This window comes from Flavobacterium segetis (genome assembly GCF_900129575.1).
In the GTDB taxonomy this organism is placed as follows: Bacteria; Bacteroidota; Bacteroidia; order Flavobacteriales; family Flavobacteriaceae; genus Flavobacterium; species Flavobacterium segetis.
The window spans coordinates 62,917-88,830 of record NZ_FQWE01000001.1 but is presented as its reverse complement, the minus strand read 5'-3'; the positions used below and the strand labels follow the sequence as shown (position 1 = coordinate 88,830).

General features: G+C 32.1%; 24 protein-coding genes. 9 read left to right on the top strand and 15 right to left on the bottom strand.

The annotated features are described in order from the left end of the window. The first annotated feature begins 94 nt into the window (after positions 1–94). Positions 95–1,018 carry a LysR family transcriptional regulator gene (locus BUA99_RS00390; RefSeq protein ID WP_072986750.1) on the top strand — a complete coding sequence of 308 codons (924 nt, stop codon included), beginning with the start codon at positions 95–97 and terminating at the stop codon, positions 1,016–1,018. Here the strand turns inward: BUA99_RS00390 and BUA99_RS00385 are convergent. After that, positions 1,012–2,211, bottom strand: coding sequence for an LETM1-related biofilm-associated protein (locus BUA99_RS00385; protein WP_072986748.1), 1,200 nt, complete (start codon positions 2,209–2,211; stop codon positions 1,012–1,014). The genes BUA99_RS00390 and BUA99_RS00385 overlap by 7 nt on opposite strands. Before the next feature lie 205 nt (positions 2,212–2,416). After that, entirely contained in the window at positions 2,417–3,193 is a 777-nt protein-coding gene (locus BUA99_RS00380) for a superoxide dismutase (protein WP_084673440.1), read from the bottom strand. Between the two features lie 210 nt (positions 3,194–3,403). On the opposite strand from BUA99_RS00380, the gene BUA99_RS00375 reads away from it, so the two are divergent. Together BUA99_RS00375 and BUA99_RS00370 are read left to right on the top strand one after the other, a co-directional pair. Continuing rightward, positions 3,404–4,315 carry a YihY/virulence factor BrkB family protein gene (locus tag BUA99_RS00375; RefSeq protein WP_072986745.1) on the top strand — a complete coding sequence of 304 codons (912 nt, stop codon included), beginning with the start codon at positions 3,404–3,406 and terminating at the stop codon, positions 4,313–4,315. A 551-nt stretch (positions 4,316–4,866) separates the two neighbouring features. Further along, positions 4,867–5,250, top strand: a complete 384-nt coding sequence (locus tag BUA99_RS00370; RefSeq protein WP_072986742.1) for a lipocalin family protein — start codon at positions 4,867–4,869, stop codon at positions 5,248–5,250. Between the two features lie 165 nt (positions 5,251–5,415). Here the strand turns inward: BUA99_RS00370 and BUA99_RS00365 are convergent, their stop codons facing one another. Further along, positions 5,416–6,366, bottom strand: coding sequence for an NAD(P)H-dependent flavin oxidoreductase (locus BUA99_RS00365; RefSeq protein ID WP_072986741.1), 951 nt, complete (start codon positions 6,364–6,366; stop codon positions 5,416–5,418). 356 nt (positions 6,367–6,722) lie between these two features. Between BUA99_RS00365 and BUA99_RS00360 the strand changes: the two genes are divergently transcribed. The 6 genes from BUA99_RS00360 to BUA99_RS00335 all read left to right on the top strand — a co-directional run bounded on the left by BUA99_RS00360 (position 6,723) and on the right by BUA99_RS00335 (position 15,037). Further along, positions 6,723–8,498 carry an AMP-dependent synthetase/ligase gene (locus BUA99_RS00360; RefSeq protein ID WP_072986739.1) on the top strand — a complete coding sequence of 592 codons (1,776 nt, stop codon included), beginning with the start codon at positions 6,723–6,725 and terminating at the stop codon, positions 8,496–8,498. Positions 8,499–8,671: 173 nt separating this feature from the next. Next, a complete protein-coding gene (locus BUA99_RS00355) occupies positions 8,672–9,130 on the top strand; it encodes a MarR family winged helix-turn-helix transcriptional regulator (RefSeq protein WP_072986737.1) in 459 nt (152 codons plus the stop codon). 74 nt (positions 9,131–9,204) lie between these two features. Continuing rightward, positions 9,205–11,595, top strand: a complete 2,391-nt coding sequence (locus BUA99_RS00350; protein WP_072986735.1) for a 3-hydroxyacyl-CoA dehydrogenase/enoyl-CoA hydratase family protein — start codon at positions 9,205–9,207, stop codon at positions 11,593–11,595. A 56-nt stretch (positions 11,596–11,651) separates the two neighbouring features. Beyond that, positions 11,652–12,005 carry a four helix bundle protein gene (locus BUA99_RS00345; RefSeq protein ID WP_317045023.1) on the top strand — a complete coding sequence of 118 codons (354 nt, stop codon included), beginning with the start codon at positions 11,652–11,654 and terminating at the stop codon, positions 12,003–12,005. A gap of 32 nt (positions 12,006–12,037) precedes the next feature. After that, the gene (locus BUA99_RS00340) at positions 12,038–13,219 is read left to right on the top strand and encodes an acetyl-CoA C-acyltransferase (RefSeq protein WP_072986733.1); all 1,182 of its coding nucleotides are present in this window, start codon (positions 12,038–12,040) and stop codon (positions 13,217–13,219) included. A gap of 27 nt (positions 13,220–13,246) precedes the next feature. Beyond that, complete coding sequence (locus BUA99_RS00335; RefSeq protein ID WP_072986730.1) at positions 13,247–15,037, top strand: acyl-CoA dehydrogenase family protein; 1,791 nt, start codon at positions 13,247–13,249, stop codon at positions 15,035–15,037. Positions 15,038–15,339: 302 nt separating this feature from the next. Here the strand turns inward: BUA99_RS00335 and trpA are convergent, their stop codons facing one another. The 12 genes from trpA to BUA99_RS00275 all read right to left on the bottom strand — a co-directional run bounded on the left by trpA (position 15,340) and on the right by BUA99_RS00275 (position 25,771). Beyond that, positions 15,340–16,101: a tryptophan synthase subunit alpha gene (gene trpA, locus BUA99_RS00330; protein WP_072986728.1), complete on the bottom strand. Its 762-nt coding sequence runs from the start codon at positions 16,099–16,101 to the stop codon at positions 15,340–15,342. 332 nt (positions 16,102–16,433) lie between these two features. Continuing rightward, complete coding sequence (locus BUA99_RS00325; RefSeq protein ID WP_072986725.1) at positions 16,434–16,754, bottom strand: gamma-glutamylcyclotransferase family protein; 321 nt, start codon at positions 16,752–16,754, stop codon at positions 16,434–16,436. Positions 16,755–16,956: 202 nt separating this feature from the next. After that, positions 16,957–18,138, bottom strand: a complete 1,182-nt coding sequence (gene trpB, locus BUA99_RS00320) for a tryptophan synthase subunit beta (RefSeq protein WP_072986722.1) — start codon at positions 18,136–18,138, stop codon at positions 16,957–16,959. A gap of 12 nt (positions 18,139–18,150) precedes the next feature. Next, positions 18,151–18,828, bottom strand: a complete 678-nt coding sequence (locus tag BUA99_RS00315) for a phosphoribosylanthranilate isomerase (RefSeq protein WP_072986720.1) — start codon at positions 18,826–18,828, stop codon at positions 18,151–18,153. A gap of 53 nt (positions 18,829–18,881) precedes the next feature. Then, the gene (trpC, locus tag BUA99_RS00310) at positions 18,882–19,685 is read right to left on the bottom strand and encodes an indole-3-glycerol phosphate synthase TrpC (RefSeq protein ID WP_072986717.1); all 804 of its coding nucleotides are present in this window, start codon (positions 19,683–19,685) and stop codon (positions 18,882–18,884) included. 74 nt (positions 19,686–19,759) lie between these two features. Continuing rightward, positions 19,760–20,755 carry an anthranilate phosphoribosyltransferase gene (gene trpD / locus BUA99_RS00305; RefSeq protein ID WP_072986714.1) on the bottom strand — a complete coding sequence of 332 codons (996 nt, stop codon included), beginning with the start codon at positions 20,753–20,755 and terminating at the stop codon, positions 19,760–19,762. 47 nt (positions 20,756–20,802) lie between these two features. Further along, positions 20,803–21,639, bottom strand: coding sequence for a c-type cytochrome (locus BUA99_RS00300; RefSeq protein ID WP_072986711.1), 837 nt, complete (start codon positions 21,637–21,639; stop codon positions 20,803–20,805). A 60-nt stretch (positions 21,640–21,699) separates the two neighbouring features. Further along, positions 21,700–22,266: an anthranilate synthase component II gene (locus tag BUA99_RS00295; protein ID WP_072986709.1), complete on the bottom strand. Its 567-nt coding sequence runs from the start codon at positions 22,264–22,266 to the stop codon at positions 21,700–21,702. 71 nt (positions 22,267–22,337) lie between these two features. Next, entirely contained in the window at positions 22,338–23,738 is a 1,401-nt protein-coding gene (locus tag BUA99_RS00290) for an anthranilate synthase component I family protein (protein WP_072986706.1), read from the bottom strand. 332 nt (positions 23,739–24,070) lie between these two features. Further along, positions 24,071–24,640, bottom strand: a complete 570-nt coding sequence (locus BUA99_RS00285; protein ID WP_072986703.1) for a YceI family protein — start codon at positions 24,638–24,640, stop codon at positions 24,071–24,073. Between the two features lie 28 nt (positions 24,641–24,668). Further along, positions 24,669–25,301 (bottom strand): NAD(P)H-dependent oxidoreductase, encoded by a 633-nt coding sequence (locus BUA99_RS00280; protein ID WP_072986700.1) that lies wholly within the window; start codon positions 25,299–25,301, stop codon positions 24,669–24,671. Positions 25,302–25,315: 14 nt separating this feature from the next. Beyond that, positions 25,316–25,771, bottom strand: a complete 456-nt coding sequence (locus BUA99_RS00275) for a MarR family winged helix-turn-helix transcriptional regulator (protein ID WP_072986698.1) — start codon at positions 25,769–25,771, stop codon at positions 25,316–25,318. Between the last annotated feature and the right edge of the window lie 143 nt (positions 25,772–25,914).

Below are 25,914 nucleotides of genomic sequence, written 5' to 3'. Positions count from 1 at the left end.
TTAGTTTGCGTTTTATTATTTGATGGAACAAAAGTCTAGATTTTATTTCATATATTTTTATTTATCTTTGTAATGAAATACATAAACTTTTTTTATGAACTATACTTTACACCAACTTCAAGTTTTTTTAATAGTAACTAAAACATTAAGTATCACTCGTGCTGCCGAAGAGCTTTTTTTAACTCAGCCCGCTGTATCTATTCAGTTAAAAAATTTTCAAAATCAGTTCGAAATACCTTTAACAGAAGTGATTAAAAAACGCTTGTATGTGACTGATTTTGGGAAAGAAATCGCTCTTGCAGCCGAAAATATTTTGAACGAAGTATATGCTATAAATTATAAAACGTTAGCGTTTAAAGGAAAATTATCTGGTAGACTGAAACTTTCAGTTGTGTCAACTGGAAAATATGTTATCCCATACTATTTAAGTAATTTTCTAAAAAATTATAATGAAATAGAACTAGAGATGGATGTCAACAATAAAAAAAATGTAGTAAAAGCTTTAAAAAATAATGAAGTTGATTTTGCTTTTGTTTCTGTTTTGCCAAAAGAATTGGACATTGAATCAGAGATTTTATTAGAAAACAATTTGTATCTTGTTGGTGACGCTGCGGTTTATAATAAAACTAATACTGATTTTTTATCTCTTTTCTCTTCATCGCCTTTAATCTCGCGAGAATTAGGATCAGCAACACGTACTGCAATGGAAGATTATATTGCACAGCAAAACATTCAACCTAAAACAAGAATAACACTCACTTCTAATGAAGCGGTAAAACAAGCAGTTATAGCTGGAATAGGTATTTCTATTATGCCAATTATAGGACTCAAAAACGAATTAGATAACGGTAGTTTGTTCTTATTGCCGGCTAATGGCCTACCTATTGTTACCTCATGGAGATTAATTTGGTTAAAAGGAAAAAAAATGAGTCCCGTAGCAAGTGCTTTTTTAGACTATATAAAAAGTAATAAAAATGAAATAAAAGAAAGTCATTTTTCTTGGATAAAAAATTATTGATCCACTTTATTCTCGTTGAATGTCGATGGAAGCAGTTGAGGTATAAATTTTATTAAAATGGGTAATAATAAGCTGCCTCCTGGCAGTAAAAATATTGCTAATGATGGCACTGTCTTACAAATTTCTAAAAGTTGTTTTTTAACTTTTTTCTTTTCTTTATCGTCTAAATCTCTAATTGTGGAATTACTCAGCAATACCATAAGTTCCTTACTTTGCATTAATTCCTTTACCAGCCTGTTTTTATTCCTACTAATTATGGTAATAACATTTTGAGTGGTTTGACCATAAAAATGTTTTACTGGATTTGAATAATTAAAGTATGGAATTTCCTTTTTGTGCGTGATTATAAAATCATGTGTGCTTTTAATACTATTACTTACAAAATTATCTGAAATTGATAGAGTAGAAGCCAGTGAATGTAAAAAATATAACTCTTCATTTTCAACTGTTGTATCACTCCACAATGCCATTCCCGCCATGTCTAGCAGATAATTTTTTTCTAATTCATTTGTAAAATAATCTAGTTGTATAGTTTCTAAATTTTGGACAGAGACTTTCGAAAATTTACTATAACGGATAGATGCCTCAAAAAGTTTGATTAATAAATCATCATATTGTGATTTTTTAGATTTTACTTTGAGAGCAAGCGTTACGATATTTACAATAGTTTCCTCAATTTTCTTTAGATATTTTTCAGGAATTTCTCCATGTATCATAAACTGATGGAAGGCTAATACATCTATGAATAATAATGCATTTGTAACTAAATGAGAAAAGTTTTTTGAAATTATGCTATTATTTGTCTGGACTCTTTCATCAATTATTTTTTCTAAAGTTAAAGATGTTGAGTTTTTCGGTAGTATTTTTTTGAAAATATTATAACCTTGCGGATTCATCTTATTATAAAAATTGACGGCTTTTTCGAGAAAAATAGCTTCAGATAAATCTTTATTGTTTATGCAATAAATACCATACATCGTATTAAGTAAGGCAACTTTTGAGACCTCATCTTTAAACCAGCCTTTAATATCAATTAATTTTTCTGTATTAAATGATATGATGTGACCGTAAATAAAACCAGTACTTCGGGTGTTATTATAAAATATAGTTGGATCGGTAGAAACAGTTTCTTTTGTAAATTTTTGTACTATGAAAAATTTATCAATCCAACCAGATGCAGAAGGGTTAATCATTTTATTAATTTGATGCTACAAAGCTATACTTTTTTTTCATAGATATGGCGAGCATTTTTTAGTTTAACAATGTGATGACATTTACTTAGTATGGTTTTTAAATTCAGTTAAAAAAGATATATTTTCATAATTTATCTCTGAATATTATGAATTAATTGAGCTCTGAATATCAACTGTAATTCAAAGCTCAATTAGATTACTAGAATTAAGAATTGAATAGTTCTTCTGCTTTATCCCAATTTACAACATTCCAAAATGAAGATACATAATCAGCTCTTTTATTTTGATTTTTTAGATAATAAGCATGTTCCCAAACATCTAGTGCGAGTACTGGCTTTCCTTTCAAACCTTTTCCCCGTAATCGCATTAATGGATTATCCTGATTTGGTGTAGAACCAATAACTAATTTATCGTCTTGCACAACTAACCAAGCCCAGCCGGATCCAAATCTTTTCATTGATGCATCAGCAAACTGTTTTTTAAATTCATCAAAAGATCCAAAAGTAGTCATTATGGCATCGGCCAATTTACCTTTTGGAGTGCCACCTCCGTTTGGCTTCATCAAGGTCCAAAATAGACTATGATTGTAATGTCCACCACCATTATTTCGGACAGATTCAGGAAATTTAGACATTTTTTCAAAAATATTCTCTAATGATTTTGAATGAGCAACTAAATTAGCATCTAAAGTTTCAAGTGCTTTATTTAAGTTCGTCACATACCCTTTATGGTGTTTACTATGATGGATTTCCATAGTCATTTTATCTATATGTGGCTCTAATCCATCGTAATTATATCCCAATTTAGGAAGTGTATAAAGACCATCCGTTACAGAAGTTTCTACTTCTAATATGCTATTGATATTCGTTCGTGATTCATCACTTGCATAAGCATTTGTAAATAGGCTGCTACCTATAATTGTTCCAGTTGAGAGAATTGCTGTTTGTTTTAAAAAGTTTCTTCGTGTGTTATTATTTTCCATAAGTGGTATATTATTCTAATGATTATTTTATTAAGATAAATTTAGTTATTATAATTTACTATGTGGTTAAGAAATAGATAAATTATCTACTTAAATTTATATTTTACGATGGTATGGAATGAAGTAGCGAAGTGAATTATATAAAAATTTCTACATAACTCTATGAAGTATTTTTGTAATTTTGAACTATTTAATGGTACAAATTATAATATGAAAGTCAAAAAATTTACTGCTACAAGTTGGAGATTATTAAAGCAAACTTATACAGAATTTGATAAAGATAATGCTATAAAATTAAGTGCTTCTTTATCATATTATACGATATTTTCATTACCTCCTTTATTAATTATTATACTATCTATTTTTAGTTTTTTCTTTGGCAGAGATGCGGTAACAGGAAGATTTTTTGGACAAATTAACGGTCTGGTTGGGAACTCGGCTGCGATACAAATACAGGAAACAATAAAAAATATAGAGTTATCTGATTCTAATACTTTTGCTGCTATATTTGGTGGTATTATGCTTTTGATAGGAGCATCTGGAGTTTTTGCTGAAATTCAAAGTTCGATAAATTTTATTTGGGGACTTAAAGCAAAACCAAACAAAGGAATAATGAAATTTATCAAAAATAGATTAATGTCGTTTTCGATGATTGCTTCTGTTGGTTTCTTGCTAATGGTAAGTCTAATGGTAAATACCGTGATGGATTTAATAAATGCACGTTTAGTCCTTTACTTTCCGGATCTTACAGTTTACATATTTTATGTCGTTAATATTATAATCCTATTTGCAACTACTACAGTATTATTTGCCACCATTTTTAAAACATTACCTGATGGCGAAATTGGATGGAAAGATGCTTTAATAGGTTCTGGCTTTACTTCGTTCTTTTTTATGTTTGGAAAATTTGCCATCGGCTTCTACCTTGGTAGTTCGTCCATTGCTTCTATTTATGGAGCTGCTGGTTCTGTTATTATAATTTTAATTTGGGTTTACTATTCGGCTATTATATTATATTTTGGCGCTGAATTCACCAAAGTCTATGCTTTTGAGAAGGGAAACAAGATTATTCCAAATTCTTATGCGGTCGAGATAAAAACAGCGGTCTTAGAGGTTAAATAAGACTAGATAAATAGCTACGCTCGATAATAGATTGTGTTGCATCTAAAAAGTTAGAAGCTATTTAGGAGAGCTTTTATTTTTATATCGCCTCTTAGTAATAGAGCGCTTTTATTAGGTTTTTTGAATTTCCATAACTGCTTACTTTAGGTTTTACAGGTTAGGATGCGTCATTTTAATTTTATAAAACAGTATTTTAATTCTCTTTTTAGAGATTTGAAATACCTAATTGTACAAATTTATTTTTTATTAATGAAAGTTTTTATCAGTTAACATCCAGTTAATTTTGTCTGCTTAATTAATTTCACAATATTCGCTTTAATTCGTAATATTGAGCTTTAATAATAATCAGTAACCGCTCAATTTTCTTAAAGATTCTCTTCCTAGGTTGTAACATTATTTAATGGGCTGAAACAACACTATAATCTGCTATTAATAACTTGTTGTAAAGGCAATAATGATGTAACTTTTTACAATAATTTCGTAAGTTTTTTTAGACTTTTGTTCTTTCCTTTGCTGATATAAATTAAACAATTTAAATCAAAAAAAACAAAATGAAAAATTTAAAAAAGAATTTCAGCGCAGTATTTTTAACGATTTGCGTTTTATCAGGTTTCTTATTTACATCATGTGATAAAGAGGAAACTGAAGCAAATTTAATTGTGAAAAATTGGACATTAGAGTCTAAAACCGTTTTAGGAGCTAGCGTAATAACTGATTGTGAAAAAGGTTCTACTTGGAATTTTAAAACTGGTGGCAAGTATGAAATTAAAGATTGTCAAGACACAAAAACTGGAACTTGGAGAATAGCAGATGATGGAAAAACACTAACATTAGACGATGTAAAAGCGTACAAAGTTGTTGAAAAAAGCTTCTCTAACCTTGTGATTGAATTACAAGCGGGTGACTTAGGCCTTGTTCGTTGGACATTTAAATAATTCTTGTTTTATAGGGGGTCAAAACACAAAACTCTAAATTTTTCATTTTTATAAGTGAATTATTTAGAGTTTTTTTTATCATAAATTTCAATTCATTTTTAAACATTAGAATGTTTTTTAAAAGTAGATACTAAAATTGAAAATAAAGTTTTATCAAAAAATCACTTAGCCCACAATTGTTTTGATAATTTCTGAAACTGGCAATATCGCTTTCGTATTTTCAATTGTGGGACCAGCAACCCACACCGTTTTATATGTAACTTCAGTAGCAGCTTTTGTAACTGTATTCGATCCAAGTAAATAGCGAATCATTTTAACCCATTTTTTGAGTGTCTTATTTTTGCTTAAAGTCCGCTCGATCCAAGATTGCTTTGTACCAACTTTTTGAACATAGGGTGTATTGATAACAGTGCAGGGTGTTCCAGAAATTTTTTCAGTTAGTACAATATCTTTGGCACCATAATCTACGCAAGCTTGCTTATAATCCTGCGAAACAGCAGATTCAGTTGATGCTATAAAAGGACTGCCTACCGAAACGCCAACAGCTCCATAATTCATCATTTTTTCTAAATCCAATCTTGTACTTACTCCACCAGCTGAAATAACGGGTAAAGTTGTATTTAAATTCAACGCTCTAATTAAGTCTTCAGGAGCAAAGTTACCACGATGTCCTCCAGCAAGATTATTAACAGCGATCAAAGCATCAGCTCCTAATGCTTCTACTTTTTTGGCGAAAGCCAAATCAGTCACGTCACAAAAAACTTTAATTCCTACCTTATGAGCTTCTCTTATGGTCTCTTCGGGTGAACCTAAGGAAGTAATTATAAAGTCAACTTTTTCTTCGCACAAAACAGTTAATTGATCCTTGTATTTAATATTAGATTTATTAACAATCAAATTGTATCCAAAGCTACCTCCATCTACTTTTGCAGATTTAAGTTCGATAATTGAATTTCGCAATTCTGCCAACGTGCGATAATTTAGCGCTGGAATGCAGCCGGCAACACCTGATTTCATTCCTTCAATTATCATTTTAGTATTCGAAACTAGAAACATGGGTGCAATTATAAGCGGCTTTTCAATTTTTAAAAGTGCTGTTAAAGAAGTTTTAATCATGAGCTAATTTTTGTAAAAACAAATATAGATTAATTTACTATGCGTGCCTACTATTTTTACAACTAATAATAAAGTAGTTACATTAATATAATTATTACCATTTAAAATCTAAAATTTACAGCTCTTAGTTCCCACTAACAACGCACAAAAATGAAGTCATAAAAAAAACAATTAGATAGTAAACTACAGTAGACAAAAACTAACAATTTATTAAGAATCAGATTCTTGTCATAACAAATAAGAAATCGATTTCGTTGATCCCGAAAATATTTTTTTTTAATTTTCTTTTTAATTTAAAAAAGTAAACGTAATTCTATATTTTTAATTAATTTGCGACAAAATTAAATCTAATAATCATGATTGCAGTTACCAGACTTTTTGATTTTCCATATTATCAGCAAGAAAAATACGCCAACATTCCTGATGCGCTGGTAACTAAGCAAAACGGTATTTGGGAAAAAACTTCTACCGAAACATACATACTTAAATCGAATACCATTTCCAGAGCATTACTGAGAATGGGAATTCAAAAGAATGATAAAATCGCCATCATTTCCACTAATAATAGAACTGAATGGCATATCATGGATATTGGTATTTTGCAGACCGGTGCTCAAACAGTGCCAATTTATCCTACTATTTCTGAGGATGATTACGAGTACATCTTGAATCATTCCGAGGCAAATTACTGTTTTGTATCAGATGAAGAAGTTCTGAGAAAAATAAATTTGATTAAGCATAAAGTTCCTAATTTAAAAGAAGTTTACTCTTTCAATACTATTGAAGGTTGTAAAAATTGGAACGAATTATTGATTCTTGGCGAAGATCAAAGCAATCAAGACGAGGTTGAAAATCGCAAAAACAGTGTAAGTGCACACGATTTAGCAACTATAATATATACTTCTGGCACAACAGGTAAACCAAAAGGAGTGATGCTTTCCCACGATAACATTGTTTCAGATGTTATTAATAGCGCTCCAAGAATTCCTTTTGCTGCTGGTGCAAGTCGGGCTCTGAGTTTTCTTCCTATCTGCCATATTTTTGAGAGAATGATTTTATATCTATATCAATATTATGGAGTTTCTGTTTATTTTGGAGAAGCAATTGACAAAATTAGCGATAATTTAAAAGAAGTTAAGCCTACCGTGATGACAGCAGTTCCTCGTTTACTTGAAAAGGTTTACGATAAAATATATGCAAAAGGAACCGAGTTGACCGGAATTAAAAAAAATCTGTTTTTCTGGGCAATTGATTTAGGGCTAAGATATAAGCCTTACGGTGCTAATGGAGCCTGGTATGAATTTCAACTTAAAATAGCTCGTAAATTGATTTTCAGTAAATGGAAAGAGGGTTTAGGTGGTAATCTGGATCTGATGGTATCAGGAAGTGCTGCATTGCAACCTCGATTAGCTAGAATATTTGCTGCGGCAGAAATTCCAGTCATGGAAGGTTACGGTTTAACCGAAACTTCACCTGTAATTTCTGTCAATGATATGAGAAATAAAGGATTTAGAGTAGGGACTGTTGGGAAAGTAATATCAGGCGTAGAGGTGAAAATCGCAAGCGACGGCGAAATTCTTTGTAAGGGACCTAATGTTATGATGGGTTATTATAAAGATGAAAAGTTAACTAATGAAGCTATTATTGATGGTTATTTTCACACTGGTGACATAGGCGAATTTGATAGTGATGGTTTTCTGAAAATTACGGATCGTAAAAAAGAAATGTTTAAAACCTCCGGCGGGAAATACATTGCACCTCAAATAATTGAAAATACGATGAAGCAGTCACGTTTTATCGATCAACTAATGGTTATTGGTGATGGACAAAAAATGCCCGCTGCGTTTATTCAAATTAATTTTGACTTTATTAAGGAATGGGCTCAAATACATAAATTAGAAATTGGTAGCACGAATGCGGAAATAATTTCTAATGAAAAAGTAATTGAAAGAATTCAGGAAGAAATCAATTTGTATAATGAGAAATTTGGTCATTGGGAACAATTGAAGCGTTTTGAACTAACTCCAGAAATTTGGTCAATAGAAGGTGGAGAAATGACGCCAACTCTTAAACTGAGAAGAAAACCAATAATGGAAAAATATAAATCCTTATTTGATAAAATTTACAGTTAATCCTTTTGATCAGCAAGCCCAGAAATTATTATTTGGATAATTACTTTTAATTCAATACAAAACTCCTCAAATGCTGAGGAGTTTTTTTTATATTACTTTTTAACAAAAAAATAATGCAATATATTATGCATGCATAGTATTTTTTATTATATTTGAAATCCTTATAGTTAGTTATGAAAGATAAAACAATAGATTATATTTTGCGCGCGACGTGGCAAGCCGTTTCCCGAATGTATAATGAGGAAGCGTCAAAATATGGTGCTACAATGGCAACTGGATTCGCATTGCTAAGCATGGATAAGGAGAAAGGAACTCCTTCAACAGCTTTAGGACCAAAAATGGGAATGGAGGCTACAAGTTTGACTCGAACCTTAAAATCTATGGAGGAAAAAGGTTTAATTGTTCGTAAAAAAAATCCAGAAGATGGTCGAGGTGTCTTAATTTACCTGACTGAATTTGGCAAAGAAAAAAGAGAATTATCAAAAAATACGGTACTTAGATTTAATGAAAGTATTAAACAAAATGTTTCTGAAGAAAAATTTCAACATTTTGTAGAAGTAGCTGAAATCATAAATGAGTTAATTTTAGATAAAAATATATTCAATCCAGCTTCTAAAAACGAAGTTTTATAAAAAAATAGTGAAATTAATTCACTGCTATTCGACAATAAATAGCGCATCCAAATAGAAATAAATAGTAATTAGATATGAAACGCACTATTAAAAAAGTTGCAGTAATTGGATCCGGAATAATGGGATCAGGGATTGCTTGTCATTTTGCAAACATTGGGGTCGAAGTTTTACTTCTGGATATCATTCCTAGAGAACCCAATGAAGCCGAAACTAAAAAAGGGCTTACTATAGAAAGTAAAATTGTTAGGAACCGCCTGGTGAATGAGCATTTAGCCAATTCATTAAAGTCAAAGGCTTCTCCTATTTACAGTCAGAAGTTTGCTTCTAGAATCACTACTGGAAATACTACGGACGATATGTCAAAAATCGCTAACGTTGATTGGATTATCGAAGTTGTTGTAGAGCGTTTAGACATTAAGAAAATGGTATTTGAGCAAATTGAAAAATTTAGAAAGCCTGGTACATTAGTAACTTCGAACACTTCAGGGATTCCAATTCATTTTATGAGTGAAGGTCGAAGCGAAGATTTCCAAAAACACTTCTGCGGAACGCACTTTTTTAATCCTGCGCGTTATTTAAAATTATTCGAAATTATTCCTGGTCCACAAACTTCAACTGAAGTGTTGGACTTCCTTACTATATATGGTGAGAAATTCTTAGGAAAAACTTCTGTTGTTGCTAAGGATACTCCTGCTTTTATTGGAAACAGAATTGGTATTTACGGAATTCAGAGTTTATTTCATTTGGTGAAAGAAATGGGATTAACTATTGAAGAAGTTGATAAGTTGACTGGTCCAGTCATTGGTCGTCCAAAATCAGCTACTTTTCGCACCGTTGATGTAGTTGGTTTAGATACATTAGTGCATGTTGCAAATGGTATTTATGAAAACTGTCCAAACGATGAGCAACACGAATTGTTCAAACTTCCTGAATTTGTCAATAAAATGATGGAAAATAAATGGTTAGGAAGTAAAACAGGTCAAGGTTTTTACAAAAAGGAAGGAAAAGAGATTCTGACTTTAGATTTAGATACTTTAGAATATCGTTCCGCTAAAAAAGCTTCATTTGGAACCTTAGAACTAACAAAAACAATTGATAAGCCAATCAATCGCTTTAAAGTTTTAGTAAAGGGAAAAGACAAAGCGGGAGAATTTTATAGAAAAAGTTTTTCTGGCATGTTTGCTTATGTTTCAAATAGAATTCCTGAAATCTCAGATGAGTTATACAAGATTGATGATGCCATGAAAGCTGGTTTTGGTTGGGAAAATGGTCCATTCGAAATTTGGGATGCTATTGGTGTTGAAAAAGGAATTGAAATCATGAAAGCGGAAGGTCTAGAACCTGCTGCCTGGGTAACTAAAATGATAGCTTCTGGAAGCAAAAGTTTTTATATCATTAAAGAAGGTGCAACTTTCTTTTATAATATTCCAACAAAAGCACAAACTAAAGTTCCTGGTCAAGATTCGTTTATTATCCTGAACAACATTCGCGAAAGCAAAAAAGTTTGGAGTAATAGTGGTGCAATCATACAAGATTTAGGAGATGGAATTTTGAACTTAGAATTCCAATCTAAAATGAATACTATTGGTGGCGATGTTTTAGCAGCTATTAATAAAGCGATTGATTTATCTGAGAAAGAATATCAAGGGTTAGTTATTGGTAATCAAGCAGCAAATTTCTCTGTGGGTGCTAATATCGGAATGATATTTATGATGGCGGTGGAACAGGAATACGATGAATTGAACATGGCGATCAAAATGTTCCAAGACACTATGATGCGCGTTCGTTATTCTGGAATTCCAGTCGTGGTTGCCCCACACGGAATGACTTTTGGAGGTGGATGCGAAATGAGTTTGCATGCTGATAAAGTAGTTGCTGCTGCAGAAACATACATGGGATTAGTAGAGTTTGGTGTTGGAGTAATTCCTGGCGGTGGCGGATCTAAAGAGTTAGCTTTAAGAGCTTCTGATTTATTCCATAAAAATGATGTTGAGCTGAATGTATTGCAAGAGTATTTCTTGACAATTGCTATGGCAAAAGTATCGACTTCTGGTTATGAAGCATTTGATACTGGACTATTACAACATGGAAAAGATATTATAGTTGTGAATAAGGATCGCCAAATTGCAGAAGCTAAAAAGCATGCTTTAATTATGGCTGAAGCTGGTTATACACAACCAATAAGAAGAACTGATGTAAAAGTTTTAGGAAAGCAAGCTTTAGGAATGTTCCTAGTAGGTACAGACCAAATGGAAGCTGGAAAATACATCTCTGAACACGACAAAAAAATAGCTAACAAATTAGCTTACGTAATGGCGGGTGGAGATTTATCCGAACCAACGCTAGTAGCGGAGCAATATTTATTAGATCTAGAACGCGAAGCTTTCTTATCACTTTGTACAGAAAGAAAAACGTTAGAAAGAATACAATTTATGTTGACCAAGGGGAAACCTTTAAGAAACTAGTATCAAGTAATAAGAATTAAGTATTAAGAGATGCACCAATTTGAAAAATTAAAAATTTGGCAAAAAGCATGGATGTAGCGGTTCATGTTTATGAAATTTCTTCGTTGTTACCCAATGATGAAAAATTCAATTTAATTCATCAAATAAAAAAATGTGCGGTATCAATTCCTTCAAATATAGCTGAAGGTTCTGGTACAAATTCAGACAAAGAATTCATGCATTTTCTAGGAATTGCAAATGGTTCAACTTTTGAATTAATAACTCAATTAATACTTGCTAAAAGACTTAATCTTGTCAATGAAGATTTAATCCAACCAACTATTAATCAATTAGTAGAGGTTTCAAATATGAATTTTTCATTTCAAAGAGCATTAAAAGATAAAATAAACACAAAAATTGGAAAATCTTAATTCTTAATTCTCCAATCTTAATACAATCATTTATGAAAACAGCCTATATAGTAAAAGCATACAGAACTGCCGTTGGTAAAGCACCAAAAGGAGTTTTTAGATTTAAAAGACCTGATGAATTGGCTTCAGAAACCATTCAATATATGATGAATGAGTTACCAGATTTCGATAAAACTCGCATCGATGATGTGATGGTTGGAAACGCCATGCCAGAGGCAGAACAAGGACTTAATGTTGCGCGATTAATTTCTTTGATGGGTTTAAAAGTTGAAGATGTTCCTGGTGTAACTGTTAATAGGTATTGTGCCTCTGGATTAGAAACGATTGGTATGGCTACGGCCAAAATCCAATCAGGAATGGCACATTGTATTATTGCTGGTGGAGCAGAAAGTATGAGTTTTATACCGATGGGAGGTTATAAACCAACTCCTGATTATGCTGTTGCAAAAGCAGGAAACGAAGATTATTATTGGGGAATGGGGCTTACTGCAGAAGCTGTTGCCAATCAGTTTAAAGTATCTAGAGAAGATCAAGATGAGTTTGCTTATCATTCGCACATGAAAGCTTTAAAAGCGCAAGCAGAGGGAAAATTTGACAAACAAATTGTACCTATAACTATTGAGCAAACGTTTATTAACGAAAACGGAAAGAAAGAAACTAAGTCTTACGTTGTTAACAAAGATGAAGGTCCTAGAGCTGGAACTTCTAAAGAGGCTTTAGCAGGTTTAAGACCCGTTTTTGCAGTTGATGGAAGTGTAACAGCAGGTAACTCTTCACAAATGAGTGATGGTGCTGCTTTCGTTTTAGTGATGAGTGAAGAAATGGTAAAAGAATTAAATTTAGAACCAATTGCTCGATTAGTAAACTTTGCTTCAGCTGGAGTAGAGCCAAGAATTATGGGAATGGGACCAGTAAAAGCAATTCCGAAGGTTTTAAAGCAAGCAGGAATGGATTTGAAAGATATTGATTTAATTGAGTTAAACGAAGCTTTTGCTTCTCAAGCTATAGCAGTTACACGTGAGCTAGGATTAAATCCTGATATAGTTAACGTAAATGGTGGTGCAATTGCTTTAGGTCACCCATTAGGATGTACTGGAGCAAAATTATCTGTTCAATTATTTGATGAGATGAAACGCCGTGGAAACAAATACGGAATTGTCTCGATGTGTGTAGGAACTGGACAGGGTAGTGCGGGTATTTATGAATTACTATAACTAAGAACTTTTAAAAAAAATAAAAAAATGAGTGAGATAACAAGAGGAGGTCAATTCCTAGTTAAAGAAACAAAATGTGAGGATATATTCACACCAGAAGATTTCACAGATGAGCAACTTATGATGCGAGACTCTGTAAAGGAATTTACAGACAAAGAATTATGGGCACATAAAGACAGATTTGAGAAAAAAGATTATGCTTACACTGAAGCATCTATGCGTAAGGCTGGAGAAATGGGGTTTTTAGGTATAGCAGTTCCTGAGGCTTATGGTGGTTTAGGAATGGGATTTGTAGATACTTGTCTTGTGTGTGATTATATTTCTGGCGCTACAGGTTCATTTTCAACCGCTTTTGGAGCGCATACTGGAATTGGAACAATGCCAATTACTTTATACGGAAATGAGGAACAAAAATTGAAGTATGTTCCAAAATTAGCTTCGGGAGAATGGTTTGGTGCTTATTGCTTAACTGAACCAGGCGCGGGATCTGATGCCAACTCAGGAAAGACAAAAGCAGTGTTATCAGAAGATGGAAAAAGTTATTCGATTACTGGACAAAAAATGTGGATTTCTAATGCGGGATTTTGTTCCGTATTTATAGTATTTGCTAGAATTAGCGATGATAAAAACATTACAGGTTTTATTGTTGAAAATGATGCTTCAAATGGAATTTCAATGGGCGAAGAAGAGCACAAATTAGGAATTCGTGCTTCATCTACGCGTCAGGTATTTTTCAATGAAACGAAAGTTCCAGTTGAAAATATGCTTTCTGAAAGAGGAAATGGATTTAAAATTGCAATGAATTCATTAAATGTAGGACGTATAAAATTAGCAGCCGCGTGTTTAGATGCGCAACGTAGAGTGACTTCAGGAGCTGTAAAATATGCAAATGAACGAGTGCAATTTAATACTGCAATTGCACAATTTGGAGCCATTAGATATAAATTAGCTGAAATGGCTACCTCTACTTATGCTGGCGAAAGTGCAACATATCGTGCTGCAAAAGCTATTGAAGATCGTATTAACGCGAGGGTAGCGGAGGGAAATTCTCATCAAGAAGCAGAATTAAAAGGTGTTGAAGAATTTGCAATAGAATGTTCAATATTAAAAGTTGCGGTTTCTGAAGATGTCCAGAATTGCGCTGATGAAGGTATTCAGATCTTTGGTGGAATGGGATTTTCAGAAGATACTCCAATGGAATCTGCGTGGCGTGATGCACGTATTGCAAGAATTTATGAGGGTACAAATGAAATTAATAGAATGCTATCAGTAGGAATGTTGATAAAAAAAGCAATGAAAGGTCATGTAGACTTATTAGGACCGGCATCAAAAGTTCAAGAAGAATTGATGGGTATTCCATCATTTGACACGCCAGACTTCACTGAATTGTTTGCCGAAGAAAAAGCTATAGTAATTAATTTGAAAAAAGCTTTTTTAATGGTTGCTGGGGGAGCAGTACAAAAATTTGGACCAGATTTAGATAGCCACCAACAACTTCTAATGGCTGCTGCAGATATGCTTATTGAAGTTTATATGGCAGAAAGTACTATTTTACGAACTGAAAAATTAGCTAAAAAAGAAGGTGAAGATAAAGTAAAGGAGCAAATTGCAATGGCAAAATTATATCTTTACAAGGCAGTAGATATTGTTAATCTAAAAGGAAAAGAAAGTATAATATCTTTTGCGGAAGGCGATGAACAACGAATGATGCTTATGGGATTACGCCGTTTTACTAAATATACTAATATGCCAAATGTTGTGGCACTACGAGAAACAATTACTTCAAAACTTGTTTCAGAAAACAATTATTGCTTTTAACAGCACAAAAAATTATATTAATTAAAATTTATAAAAATCCGTTAGTTTAGTTAAGGCTAAAATGGCGGTTTTTTTTATAAAAATTACTAATTCATTATTACTTAAACTAGTCTTTTTTGATGATGTGACATGTATTGTTCTCTTGATTTTAACAACTTTGTTGATTGAATTAAATCATATTTATGTTAAGTAGCCATATGCAAATCAGTGATTTAAAATAAAGTCGATTTCTTATTTAGTGAGGCAATAAAAAACGGTATTTTAATAAAGTTTAAATACCGTTTTTATACAATAAAAGAATATTACTTTAAAGCCTTTACAAACGCATCAATTCTTCCAATTCCATTTGTTGTTAAATCCTTTATAAAAGCACTTCCTATAATTGCGCCTTTAGCAAATTGCGTGGCTTGCGTAAATGTTTGTTTGTCACTAATACCAAATCCAATTACTTGAGGATTTTTTAAATTCATATCGGCAATGCGTTTGAAATACTCCTCTTGTACGCTTCCAAAACCAGTTTGCGATCCTGTTACGCTTGCAGAACTCACCATATAAATGAACCCATCAGATACGCCATCGATAAAATGGATGCGTTCCACTGATGTTTGTGGCGTAATCAGGAATATATTCTTTAAACCATATTTTTCGAACGTGGTTTTATATTCGTCAGCAAATACATCAACAGGTAGATCTGGAATTATTAAACCGTCAATTCCTATTTCAGAACATTTTTTGCAGAAATTCTCGATTCCATATTGTAGCATTGGATTAAAATATCCCATAATTATCAAAGGAATACTAACTGTTTTCCGAATGTCTTTTAACTGATTAAATAGAACTTGAGAGTTCATTCCGTTATGTAAAGCTTGAGTAGAACTTTCTTGAATAGTTGGTCCATCGGCCAACGGATCACTAAATGGCAACCCAATTTCGATCATGTCAACACCATTTTTTTCTAAATCTTGAATGATTTGGACAGTATCGTTTAGGTTAGGATACCCAGCTGAAAAATAGATAGATAGTATTTTTTTAGATTCTTGTAATTTTTTATTTATTCTATTCATTTTATTTTAATAATCGATTTAAAACCTGAAAATAAATCTTTAATAAATTTGATTTAAAATATCAGCTTCTTATTTAGTACTGTAAATTCTTGTAGTTTCTTTTAATGTAACATTTAATTTTCATGTAAAAATAGTAGTTTAAATTGTACAATAATACTACCTCATTTGTCCTGTAAAACGTAGATAATTCTGGCTTTATTTTGATGAAGTTTATTATATTTACTACTTCAAATAAAATTTGTTAAGATAGTCCGTGATTCTAATTGTATCGTACTAATTCTTAGTACTCCATTGAAAAAAAAAGTAAATCTTAAAACTTCATATCTCGTTTCTTAAAAAGCTGCGCTGTAAGCCCATGCTTTTTGATTGGATTGCAATTGTACCTCAATCCTTTTGTAATGTAACCCTTCATAAAGATCGACTTGATTCAGTTCTTGTTTAGTAATATCATAAACAATACCCGAAATTGTATCTTCTGGTTTGTGAGTTGCAGTAATAATAGGATATTGAACTAGTCCAAATTCCTCTTCAATTTGGATTTCTTTCAGCATATAACCAACTAATGTTTCGTGCGTACCGATAAGAATACGACCAAAAAGATCTTTTTGATGGTCTTCATTTTTTAAGCTGGCGTATGCAAATAATTTCTCCATAGTTTTAGTTTTTTAAAATGTAAATTTAACTTTATTTGGTTTTGGTTAGTTTGCATTAAAATTGTTCTAGGTTTTTTTCAATCGTAATAGGAATTAGGCAAACTTTCTTTACGATGATTTTTTTTTATTGTTAAAATGGCAAAAATTGTAACGATATACTTAATCAAGCTGTATAAAGTGGTGAAATATCGTATAAAAATACTTATAATTTAAAATAATCGATATAAGTATTTAAATCTTTGTCTCCACGACCCGAAAGATTAATTACAACAACATCATCTGGTTTGAATTTCATTTCGTCGAGTACTGCAAAGGCATGAGCGCTTTCAATAGCTGGAATTAGTCCTTCTTTCTGGGATAATTTGATGCCCCATTCCATAGCTTGCTCATCAGTAATGGAGATAAATTGTGCTCTGCCAGTTTTGAATAAATTAGCGTGCATAGGTCCTACACCAGGATAATCTAATCCTGCTGAAATCGAATAAGGTTCTGTGATTTGGCCATCAAGCGACTGCATCAACAAGGTTTTACTACCGTGAATAACTCCCACTTTTCCTAATGCAGATGTAGCAGCGCTTTCTCCAGAATCAACTCCTAATCCTGCAGCTTCAACCGCTATAATATGTACATCCTTATCATCTAGAAAATGGTAATATGTTCCAGCCGCATTACTGCCTCCTCCTACACAAGCTATTACATAATCAGGGTTTTCACGACCTTCTTTTTCTAATAATTGTTCTTTTATTTCCTTAGAAATAACCGATTGAAAACGAGCTACCATATCTGGATAAGGGTGCGGTCCTACTACAGATCCAATAATATAATAGGTATCTACAGGATTGTTAATCCAATCCCTAATTGCTTCATTTGTTGCGTCTTTTAATGTTTTTGAACCAGACATAGCAGGACGAACTTCAGCTCCTAGCATTTTCATGCGAGCTACATTTGGAGCTTGACGTTTTATGTCTACTTCACCCATATAAACAATACATTCTAATCCCATCAAAGCGCAAACAGTTGCCGTTGCTACACCATGTTGACCAGCACCAGTTTCTGCAATTATTCTAGTTTTACCTAAGCGTTTTGCTAATAAAATTTGTCCAATTGTATTATTGATTTTGTGCGCACCAGTGTGACATAAATCTTCTCTCTTCAGATAGATTTTAGTATTATATTCTTCTGATAATCGTTTTGCAAAGTAAAGGGGAGTTGGTCTACCCACATATTCCTTAAGTAATTCCTCAAATTCAGCTTGAAACTCAGGTTCAGCTGTTATTTTCAAATAATTCTGACGTAATTCTTCTACATTTGGATATAGCATTTCAGGAATGAAAGCACCACCAAATTCTCCGTAATAGCCTTTTTCATTGACGTTGTAACTCATTTTATTTAAAGTTTAAAGGTTTAAATTGATTTGAAAATTTTCAAATAGTAATTTATCTTTTAATCCTGGCTCTGTTTCAAATTTACTATTTAAATCCAAAGCATGGATAGGTAATTGTGTTTTTAAAATTTCTTTTATTGAATTAAGCTCTTCAGGACCAATACCACCACTTAAAAAAAATGGTTTGTTAGATGGATATTTTTCTAATACTTTCCAGTCAAAAGTCCTTCCGTTTCCTCCCGGTAATTTCCCTTTTGTATCAAAAAGGAAATAATCGCAAACAGTTTCAAATGGTTTTAAAAGGTCGAAATCAAAGCCATCACTTATTGAAAATACTTTAATAATTTTAATTTCATTTGATATTTTATTTTTTAAAATTTCACAAAAGTCAGCCTGTTCTTTTCCGTGCAATTGAATAGCTTGTAAATTGTATTTTTCGGCTTTTGCCAAAATAATATCAATTGTCTCATCTACAAATACACCGACTTTTTTAACCGACTTTGGTAAATTGGGAATTAGATCATCAAAATAACGAGCTGACTTCTTCCAAAATATAAATCCCATATAATCTGGTAGGAGTGAACCTATTTCGATTATGTTTTTGGTGAATTTCATGCCACAGATTTTAATGCGTACGTCTGTGGAAGCAATATGAGCCAGAATATTTTGCTGATCTTTAACTTTTTTCATAACTTGGATGTAGCTTAGATTTTCGTATTTTAAAAAATTAAATTTGTAAAAATTTATACAATCTGTGTTTTATTTTTTTGTAAATCATAAATGAATTCTTTAGCTGCTTTTCCGGCGTTGTCGGTTTTCATAAAGTTTTCACCAATTAAAAATCCTTTGTAACCAAATGGCTTTAGTTCGTTGATTGCTTCGATTGAACTAATACCACTTTCAGAAATTTTTACAAAATCCTTTGGGATTTGTGCTGCTAACTGCTTGCTAAAATCTAAACTCACCTCAAACGTTTTTAGATTCCTATTGTTTACACCTATCATGTCTAATGTTGGCATAATTGATTTTTGTAGCTCCTCTAAACTGTGCACCTCTAATAGTACTTCAAGTTCTAAACTCTTAGCAAATTTCGATAAAGATTTAATTTCCTCCCGAGTCAATATTGCTGCAATCAGCAAAATCAAATCGGCGCCATGAGCTTTTGCCTCAAGAATTTGATATTCATCGACTATAAATTCCTTGCGCAATAACGGAATCTTTACGGTAGCTCTGGCTAATAGTAAATCGTCTAAAGAACCTCCAAAATATTTTCCATCCGTTAAAACTGAAATTCCACATGCACCTGCATCCTCATAGCCCTTAGTTACTTCTTCTACGGTGAAACTATAATTTATTTCTGCTTTAGAAGGGGAACGACGCTTATGCTCTGCAATAATTCCTGTTGTACTTTTTAGCAAACCGTCACTCAAAGAGATCGTCTTTTTTTCGAAGAAAATTGAATTTTCTAACTGCGATATTGGAATGATTGATTTTTTTAGAATCACTTCCCGTTTTTTATCAACTACTATTTTGTCTAAAATATTCATGTATTTTTACCTATGAAGAATTCTACTTATTTAATTTTTTTAATGCCTGAAAGGCACAAGTTTTTTAATCGGGTTTAGTCTTTGCTCAATTCTTGTAATTTCTTCAAAGATAAATGTGCATTTCCAGATAATAAACTTTCTTTTGCTATTTGAAATCCTTCTAAAGGAGAATATTTACTCACAGTCGCAATTGCCATTCCTGCATTGGCACAAACCACATTATTTTGTGCTTCACTCCCTTTTCCAGAGATAATATTTATAAACATTTGAGCAGAATCATCGATAGTTAATCCGCCTGCAATCTCACTTTGCTTTAATAGACTAACACCAAAATCTTCCGGATTTAACATTCCTTCCGTTTTACCGGTAATAATTTTTGTAGACCCAGTCAATGAAATTTCGTCATATCCGTCAAGCGAATGCAAGATGGTAAAATTAGTATCAGTGTTTTGGTATAGATAGGCGTACATTCTCGCTAATTCAAGGTTAAATACACCAACTAACTGATTTTGAGGAAATGCAGGATTTACCATTGGTCCAACCATATTAAAAAAAGTCTTTATCCCTAATTCTTTTCGAATTGGTCCCACATTTTTCATCGCGGGATGAAATAAAGGAGCATGCAATATCGCAATTCCCGCTTTATCGATACATCGCTCTATAAAATCAGCGTCATTTGTGAACTTTATACCCAGTTTTTCCATCACGTTACTGGAGCCTGAAATGGACGAAAGACCATAATTACCATGTTTTGCCACTTTCACTCCAGCGCCAGCTGTTACAAAAGAAGACAAGGTAGAAATATTGAAGGTATCTTTTCCGTCGCCTCCCGTTCCGCACAGATCAATGGTGTTGTATGCCGATAAATCAATTTTAATACACAATTCTAATAATGCTTCTCTAAAGCCCGAAAGCTCCTCAATGCTAATACTTCGCATCATATAAACGGTGAGGAAAGAAGCGATTTGACTGGTGTTATAATTCCCATTTGATATATTGACCAACACATTTTTAGCCTCCTCTGCGGAAAGTGTTTCGTGATTGATGAGTCTGTTTAATATGTTTTTCATTTTATTTTGTGATCCTAATTTTTATTTAACTGAAAGCTATAACTAATTTAATTTTCCTTTTTATGTTCTGCCATATATTTTAAATAGGCAACTATTTCTAGCGACTGTTTTTTATTTAATCCAGTTTTAGGCATTTTCACCTTATGTCTAAAAGCTGCGGGATTTACAATATAGTCTACTAATTCCTTTTCTTTCCAATATTCGGTAACACTTTTGGGATAATTCAATTCTGGTCCCATTGTTCCACCAATATCATTGATAGCATGGCACGTAATACAGTGATTTTGAAATAAATTATAACCAATTACTACGTTTTTGTTCTCCGCTGGATACAATGATTTTTTCGAATCATTTAGTGGCTTCAAATGAACTTTTATCAGATTATAAGGCCATTTATAACGCGCATCATTCTCTGAAATCAATGTATAAACTAAATAAAATGGTGCAGCATCCATCTCATTTCCATCTTTCACTATTTTTTCCCAAATTAATCCTTTTGCAGCGCCTAGATCTTGGAAGGCTAAATATGATTTTGTATGTAAAAAGAGCTCAAGCGGCATTTCAGGTTGATAACCATCCTTACATTCAAAAATAATTTTAGTATTTTTGATATCAATTTTATGAAAGTCAATTTTACTTCTTAATAATCTTAAAGCATCGACAGCTTGGTATTTTTTTGTTTTGTGATAAACAGGGTCATTATCAATAGTTACTATGGTATCTTTTCCCAATTCTTGCTTTAATTGTAAATCAAGCAAATCCAATACTATTTTATTTTCAGCATAAGCTTTAGGCTCATTTTTTAACTCTTTATTCTGATTACAAGAAATAAAGCCAAAAATAAACAGAGAAATAAGGACACTATAGATGTTAGCTATTTTCATATGCTTAATATTGAGTTCTGTTTATTTTTTTAATGTTTATAAAAAATTCAATTTACAAAACTAATTATTCAACCAATTCTCTAAAATCTTTTTCCCGTTTGGAGTGAGCACACTTTCCGGGTGAAATTGAACGCCACGCACATCGAACTTTTTATGGCGCAACGACATAACTTGCCCGTTCTCGTCAAAAGATGTTGCTTCTAAAGATTCAGGTAAAGTTACGTCAACAACCCAAGAGTGATATCGACCTACTTCAAACTCGTTTCCTAAGCCGTCAAATAAATGTTCGTCAATAACTGATGTCTTTACCATAGAAGAAACGCCATGATAAACTTTGTCTAAATTGGATAGCGTTCCGCCATATACTTCACCTATAGCTTGTTGACCTAAACAAACCCCTAAAATACTTTTAGTTGCTCCATATTTCCGAATCACTTCTTTCAACAATCCTGCTTCATCTGGAATTCCTGGACCAGGAGAAAGTAAAATTTTATCAAAGATTGCTATTTCATCGATATCAAATTCATCGTTTCTGTAAACCGTAACTTCGCAACTTAAATCCTCTAGATAATGTACTAAATTGTATGTGAAACTATCGTAATTGTCTATGACTAATATTTTTTTCATTTTATTATTTTTTTATTATTGGCGTAACACTCCAAGCGCTTAAAATTAAAAAGGGAAAACTAACTATTATTCTAAATTGTTTCTGCTAAATCTAACGCTTTGTTCAGCGCTAATAACTTATTATATACTTCTTGCATTTCGCTTTCTTCATCTGAACTTGCTACAATTCCTGCACCTGCTTGACTGTGCAGTTGATGATTTTTACTTAAAAAAGTTCTTATCATTATGGCATGATTAAAATTTCCTTCAAAATCCATAAACCCTATTGCACCGCCATAAAAATTACGGTTAGTTTTTTCATATTCCTCTATTAGTTGTATTGCACGATGTTTTGGTGCTCCGCTCAAAGTTCCAGCGGGGAAAGTGTCGGCAACAACTTGCATCGTGGTTGCGTTTTCATGCAAATGTCCAGTAACTTTAGAAACCAAATGAATGACGTGAGAAAAAAATTGAACTTCTCTATATTTATCTACATTCACGTTGTGACCGTTACGACTCAAGTCATTTCTAGCTAAGTCAACAAGCATGACATGCTCACTATTTTCTTTTTTATCCTCCGACAACTGTTTGGCAAGAACGGCATCTTTTTCATCATCACCGGTTCTTTTAAAAGTACCTGCAATAGGATGAATTTCAGCTTTACGATCTTTTACAATGATTTGCGCTTCGGGTGACGAGCCAAATATTTTAAAATCGCCGTAGTCAAAAAAGAATAAATAGGGTGAAGGATTGATGCTTCTTAAAGCTCTGTAAACATTAAATTCATCGCCTTTAAAACCTTGAGTAAACCTTCTAGATAATACTAACTGGAACACATCACCTCTATAACAATGCTTTTTAGCCAAAGCCACATTATGCTTAAATTCTTCATCAGTCAAATTAGAAAAACCTTTACCTTCTTTGAAAAACTTATATGATGCTATGTTTCTCGATTGTAGTAATTGTTCAATTTCTGAAATATTATTTCTACCGTCAAGACTATGACAGAAAATAAAGGCCTCATTTTTAAAATGGTTGATAGCAATTATATTTTGGTAAACTGCATAATAAACATCTGGAATAGTATTGCTATTTTCTTTTTTAGCAATCGCAACTTTCTCAAAATATCGAACAGCATCGTAAGAGATATATCCAAACAATCCGTTATTTATGAATTTGAAATCATTCTTTTCTGATTTAAATTGATGAGAGAAGTCTTGAATGATTTTTGGAACGTTAGTAGTAGAATCAATTACTGTTTTTTCTGAAGTTCCATCAGGGAAAGTTTTAAAAACCGTTTCATTTTCTATCTTTATTGATGCAATAGGATTGCAGCAGATATAAGAAAAACTATTGTCGTTACCGTGATAATCACTGCTTTCTAATAGTAAACTGTTTGGGAATTTATCTCTAATTTTAAGATAAACGCTTACTGGAGTTATTGTATCAGCAAGAATTTGTTTGTATTTTGTGTTTAAGATAAAAGATTTCATTTTTGTGTTTATTTGCGATTGATTTATTACAATCTGACGATACTAATTAATTCGAATTTAAAACAAAAAAAAGGCCTGTCGTGATGACAAGCCTTTTAAATTTATAGTTTTAAATATTACTATAGGAGCTTAGTTCACGACGACTGACGTAAATTGTTCCACCACCAAGTATTATTTAAGATTGAGTTCATTTTTATTTTATTACGACAAATGTATAAATGAATTTTCATTTATCAAATATATCAATAGTTAAATTTAATAAATTTTAAGTTATTTTGTAAATTTAAGAAATTAAGTTTAGAATTTGGTTATACTTAATAACTGCGTTTATACTAAAATTTCAATGAAACTGCTAAATCAAAATTGTCGTTGATAGCCTTGTCTCCTAAATTATCAAAGAAACTGCCTGAACCATATTTAATGTCGTATTTCGTTCTATCAATTTTTACATTAGCTAAGGCAGTATTAACTGTGGTAGCAAGTTCAAAGGTTACCGGCTTAGTAATTCCTTTTATCGTTAGATCCCCATTAACCGTGTAAACATTAGGTGATTTTATACTTACTTTTTTGAATAGTAAAGTTGCAATTTCATGTTTGTCAGTTCCAAAAAAATCATCTGCTTTCAAGTGTCCTTCTAATTTCTCTTTCCCTTGTCCAGCTTTTAAATCAGTTACTGTCATGGAAGTCATATCAACATTAAATGTTCCACCTACTACTGTTTTTCCTTTGAAAACTAAATTTCCGTCTTTTAAATTTATTGTTCCTTCATGAGACCCAGTTACTTTTTTCCCAGTCCAGATGATAGAACTTTTTGCAGCGTCTACTTTTTTAGTTTGCGCTGAAACTGCTACTGTAGATAAAACTACTACTAATGCTAATGCAATTGATTTAAATTTTTTCATATTTTGAGTGTTTAAATTTATTTAATTTTTATAATGTGATAAAAAGTTCTTCGTTTGATTTTCTAACTTTTTTTAAATGTTGAGTTGCATCCTCTTCGTGTCTGTAACCTAAAGTTGCAATAAGAGTAGCATTTAATCCAAGTTGATTTAGTCCTAATATTTCATTAACTTGTTCTGGAACAAAACCTTCCATGGGTGTAAGATCAATTTTTAAATCAGCTGCTGCATTCAATAGGTTTCCTAAAGCTAAATAGGTTTGTTTCGCTGACCAATTATTTCTCTCATCAGGTGTAAGAGCAGTAATTGTTTTTTTTAGGAACTCAATGTATCCTTTCATGTTATCAAGTGTAGCATTCCTGGTTTCACTAACATTTTTGAAGTAGTTATCAATTCCTTCTTCTCCAAAATTGATTTCATTAGCAAAAATAATTATGTGTGAAGCATCTTTAATTTGCGATTGTCCCCACGCTGCTGGTTGTAATTGGGCTCTTAATTCTGGGTTTTCAACTATAATAACCCTGTAAGGTTGTAATCCGTAAGATGATGAACTTAGGCGGATAGCTTCTTTTAATATTGTAATATCCTCAGCTGCTATTTTTTTAGAGGCATCAAATTTTTTTGTAGCGTATCTCCAATTTTGATTTTCTATAAACGTATTCATTTTTTGTTCTTTATTTAATGGTTTCTGTATTTTTCTAACAAATGGTTCAATTGAATAATTTCGTCAGCGGTTAATTTATTGGATAAAGAATTTTCGTGATTGATTACTTTTGGATCTAATTCTTTTAAAACATCTAATCCTTTTTTTGTGACTAGTACCTCTATTTTACGTCTGTTTTCTGAACAAACTTTTCGAGTAACAAAATCTTTTATGAGCAATTTATCTACTAATCGAGTTGTATTACTAGTTTTTGCCAGCATTCTATCCTGAATAAGTGACATATTTGCAGGATTTCCTTTTTGTCCCCTCAATATTCTTAATACGTTGTATTGCTCGCTTGATATGTCATAGGGTTTTAAAATATCATTAAAATTTTCGGCAATCATGTGATGCGTGTATAAAATATTTAAAATAATTTTTTTAGAATTATCAATTGGGATTGTTGATTTTAAAATTTCTTCAATTTTCATATTTGTCTATATGTAATTTGTTGGGACAAATGTAACACTTTTTATTATTGTCTATACAAATGAAATGAAAATTTTTAATTAATTTTAATTTACATTCTACTTTTCGATCCTTTTTTAAATTCAAAACTTTGAATCTAGTGTGT

Excerpts from the sequence above, each read along its gene's own strand:
- BUA99_RS00340 (WP_072986733.1), top strand. The coding sequence starts at position 12,038 with ATGAAAACAGCCTATATAGTAAAAGCATACAGAACTGCCGTTGGTAAA.
- trpC (WP_072986717.1), bottom strand. The coding sequence starts at position 19,685 with ATGAATATTTTAGACAAAATAGTAGTTGATAAAAAACGGGAAGTGATT.
- BUA99_RS00315 (WP_072986720.1), bottom strand. The coding sequence starts at position 18,828 with ATGAAAAAAGTTAAAGATCAGCAAAATATTCTGGCTCATATTGCTTCC.
- BUA99_RS00295 (WP_072986709.1), bottom strand. The coding sequence starts at position 22,266 with ATGAAAAAAATATTAGTCATAGACAATTACGATAGTTTCACATACAAT.
- trpB (WP_072986722.1), bottom strand. The coding sequence starts at position 18,138 with ATGAGTTACAACGTCAATGAAAAAGGCTATTACGGAGAATTTGGTGGT.
- trpD (WP_072986714.1), bottom strand. The coding sequence starts at position 20,755 with ATGAAAAACATATTAAACAGACTCATCAATCACGAAACACTTTCCGCA.
- BUA99_RS00350 (WP_072986735.1), top strand. The coding sequence starts at position 9,205 with ATGAAACGCACTATTAAAAAAGTTGCAGTAATTGGATCCGGAATAATG.
- BUA99_RS00325 (WP_072986725.1), bottom strand. The coding sequence starts at position 16,754 with ATGGAGAAATTATTTGCATACGCCAGCTTAAAAAATGAAGACCATCAA.
- BUA99_RS00355 (WP_072986737.1), top strand. The coding sequence starts at position 8,672 with ATGAAAGATAAAACAATAGATTATATTTTGCGCGCGACGTGGCAAGCC.
- BUA99_RS00375 (WP_072986745.1), top strand. The coding sequence starts at position 3,404 with ATGAAAGTCAAAAAATTTACTGCTACAAGTTGGAGATTATTAAAGCAA.
- BUA99_RS00390 (WP_072986750.1), top strand. The coding sequence starts at position 95 with ATGAACTATACTTTACACCAACTTCAAGTTTTTTTAATAGTAACTAAA.
- BUA99_RS00285 (WP_072986703.1), bottom strand. The coding sequence starts at position 24,640 with ATGAAAAAATTTAAATCAATTGCATTAGCATTAGTAGTAGTTTTATCT.
- trpA (WP_072986728.1), bottom strand. The coding sequence starts at position 16,101 with ATGAATAGAATAAATAAAAAATTACAAGAATCTAAAAAAATACTATCT.
- BUA99_RS00380 (WP_084673440.1), bottom strand. The coding sequence starts at position 3,193 with ATGGAAAATAATAACACACGAAGAAACTTTTTAAAACAAACAGCAATT.
- BUA99_RS00290 (WP_072986706.1), bottom strand. The coding sequence starts at position 23,738 with ATGAAATCTTTTATCTTAAACACAAAATACAAACAAATTCTTGCTGAT.
- BUA99_RS00385 (WP_072986748.1), bottom strand. The coding sequence starts at position 2,211 with ATGATTAACCCTTCTGCATCTGGTTGGATTGATAAATTTTTCATAGTA.
- BUA99_RS00360 (WP_072986739.1), top strand. The coding sequence starts at position 6,723 with ATGATTGCAGTTACCAGACTTTTTGATTTTCCATATTATCAGCAAGAA.
- BUA99_RS00370 (WP_072986742.1), top strand. The coding sequence starts at position 4,867 with ATGAAAAATTTAAAAAAGAATTTCAGCGCAGTATTTTTAACGATTTGC.
- BUA99_RS00275 (WP_072986698.1), bottom strand. The coding sequence starts at position 25,771 with ATGAAAATTGAAGAAATTTTAAAATCAACAATCCCAATTGATAATTCT.
- BUA99_RS00335 (WP_072986730.1), top strand. The coding sequence starts at position 13,247 with ATGAGTGAGATAACAAGAGGAGGTCAATTCCTAGTTAAAGAAACAAAA.
- BUA99_RS00365 (WP_072986741.1), bottom strand. The coding sequence starts at position 6,366 with ATGATTAAAACTTCTTTAACAGCACTTTTAAAAATTGAAAAGCCGCTT.
- BUA99_RS00280 (WP_072986700.1), bottom strand. The coding sequence starts at position 25,301 with ATGAATACGTTTATAGAAAATCAAAATTGGAGATACGCTACAAAAAAA.
- BUA99_RS00300 (WP_072986711.1), bottom strand. The coding sequence starts at position 21,639 with ATGAAAATAGCTAACATCTATAGTGTCCTTATTTCTCTGTTTATTTTT.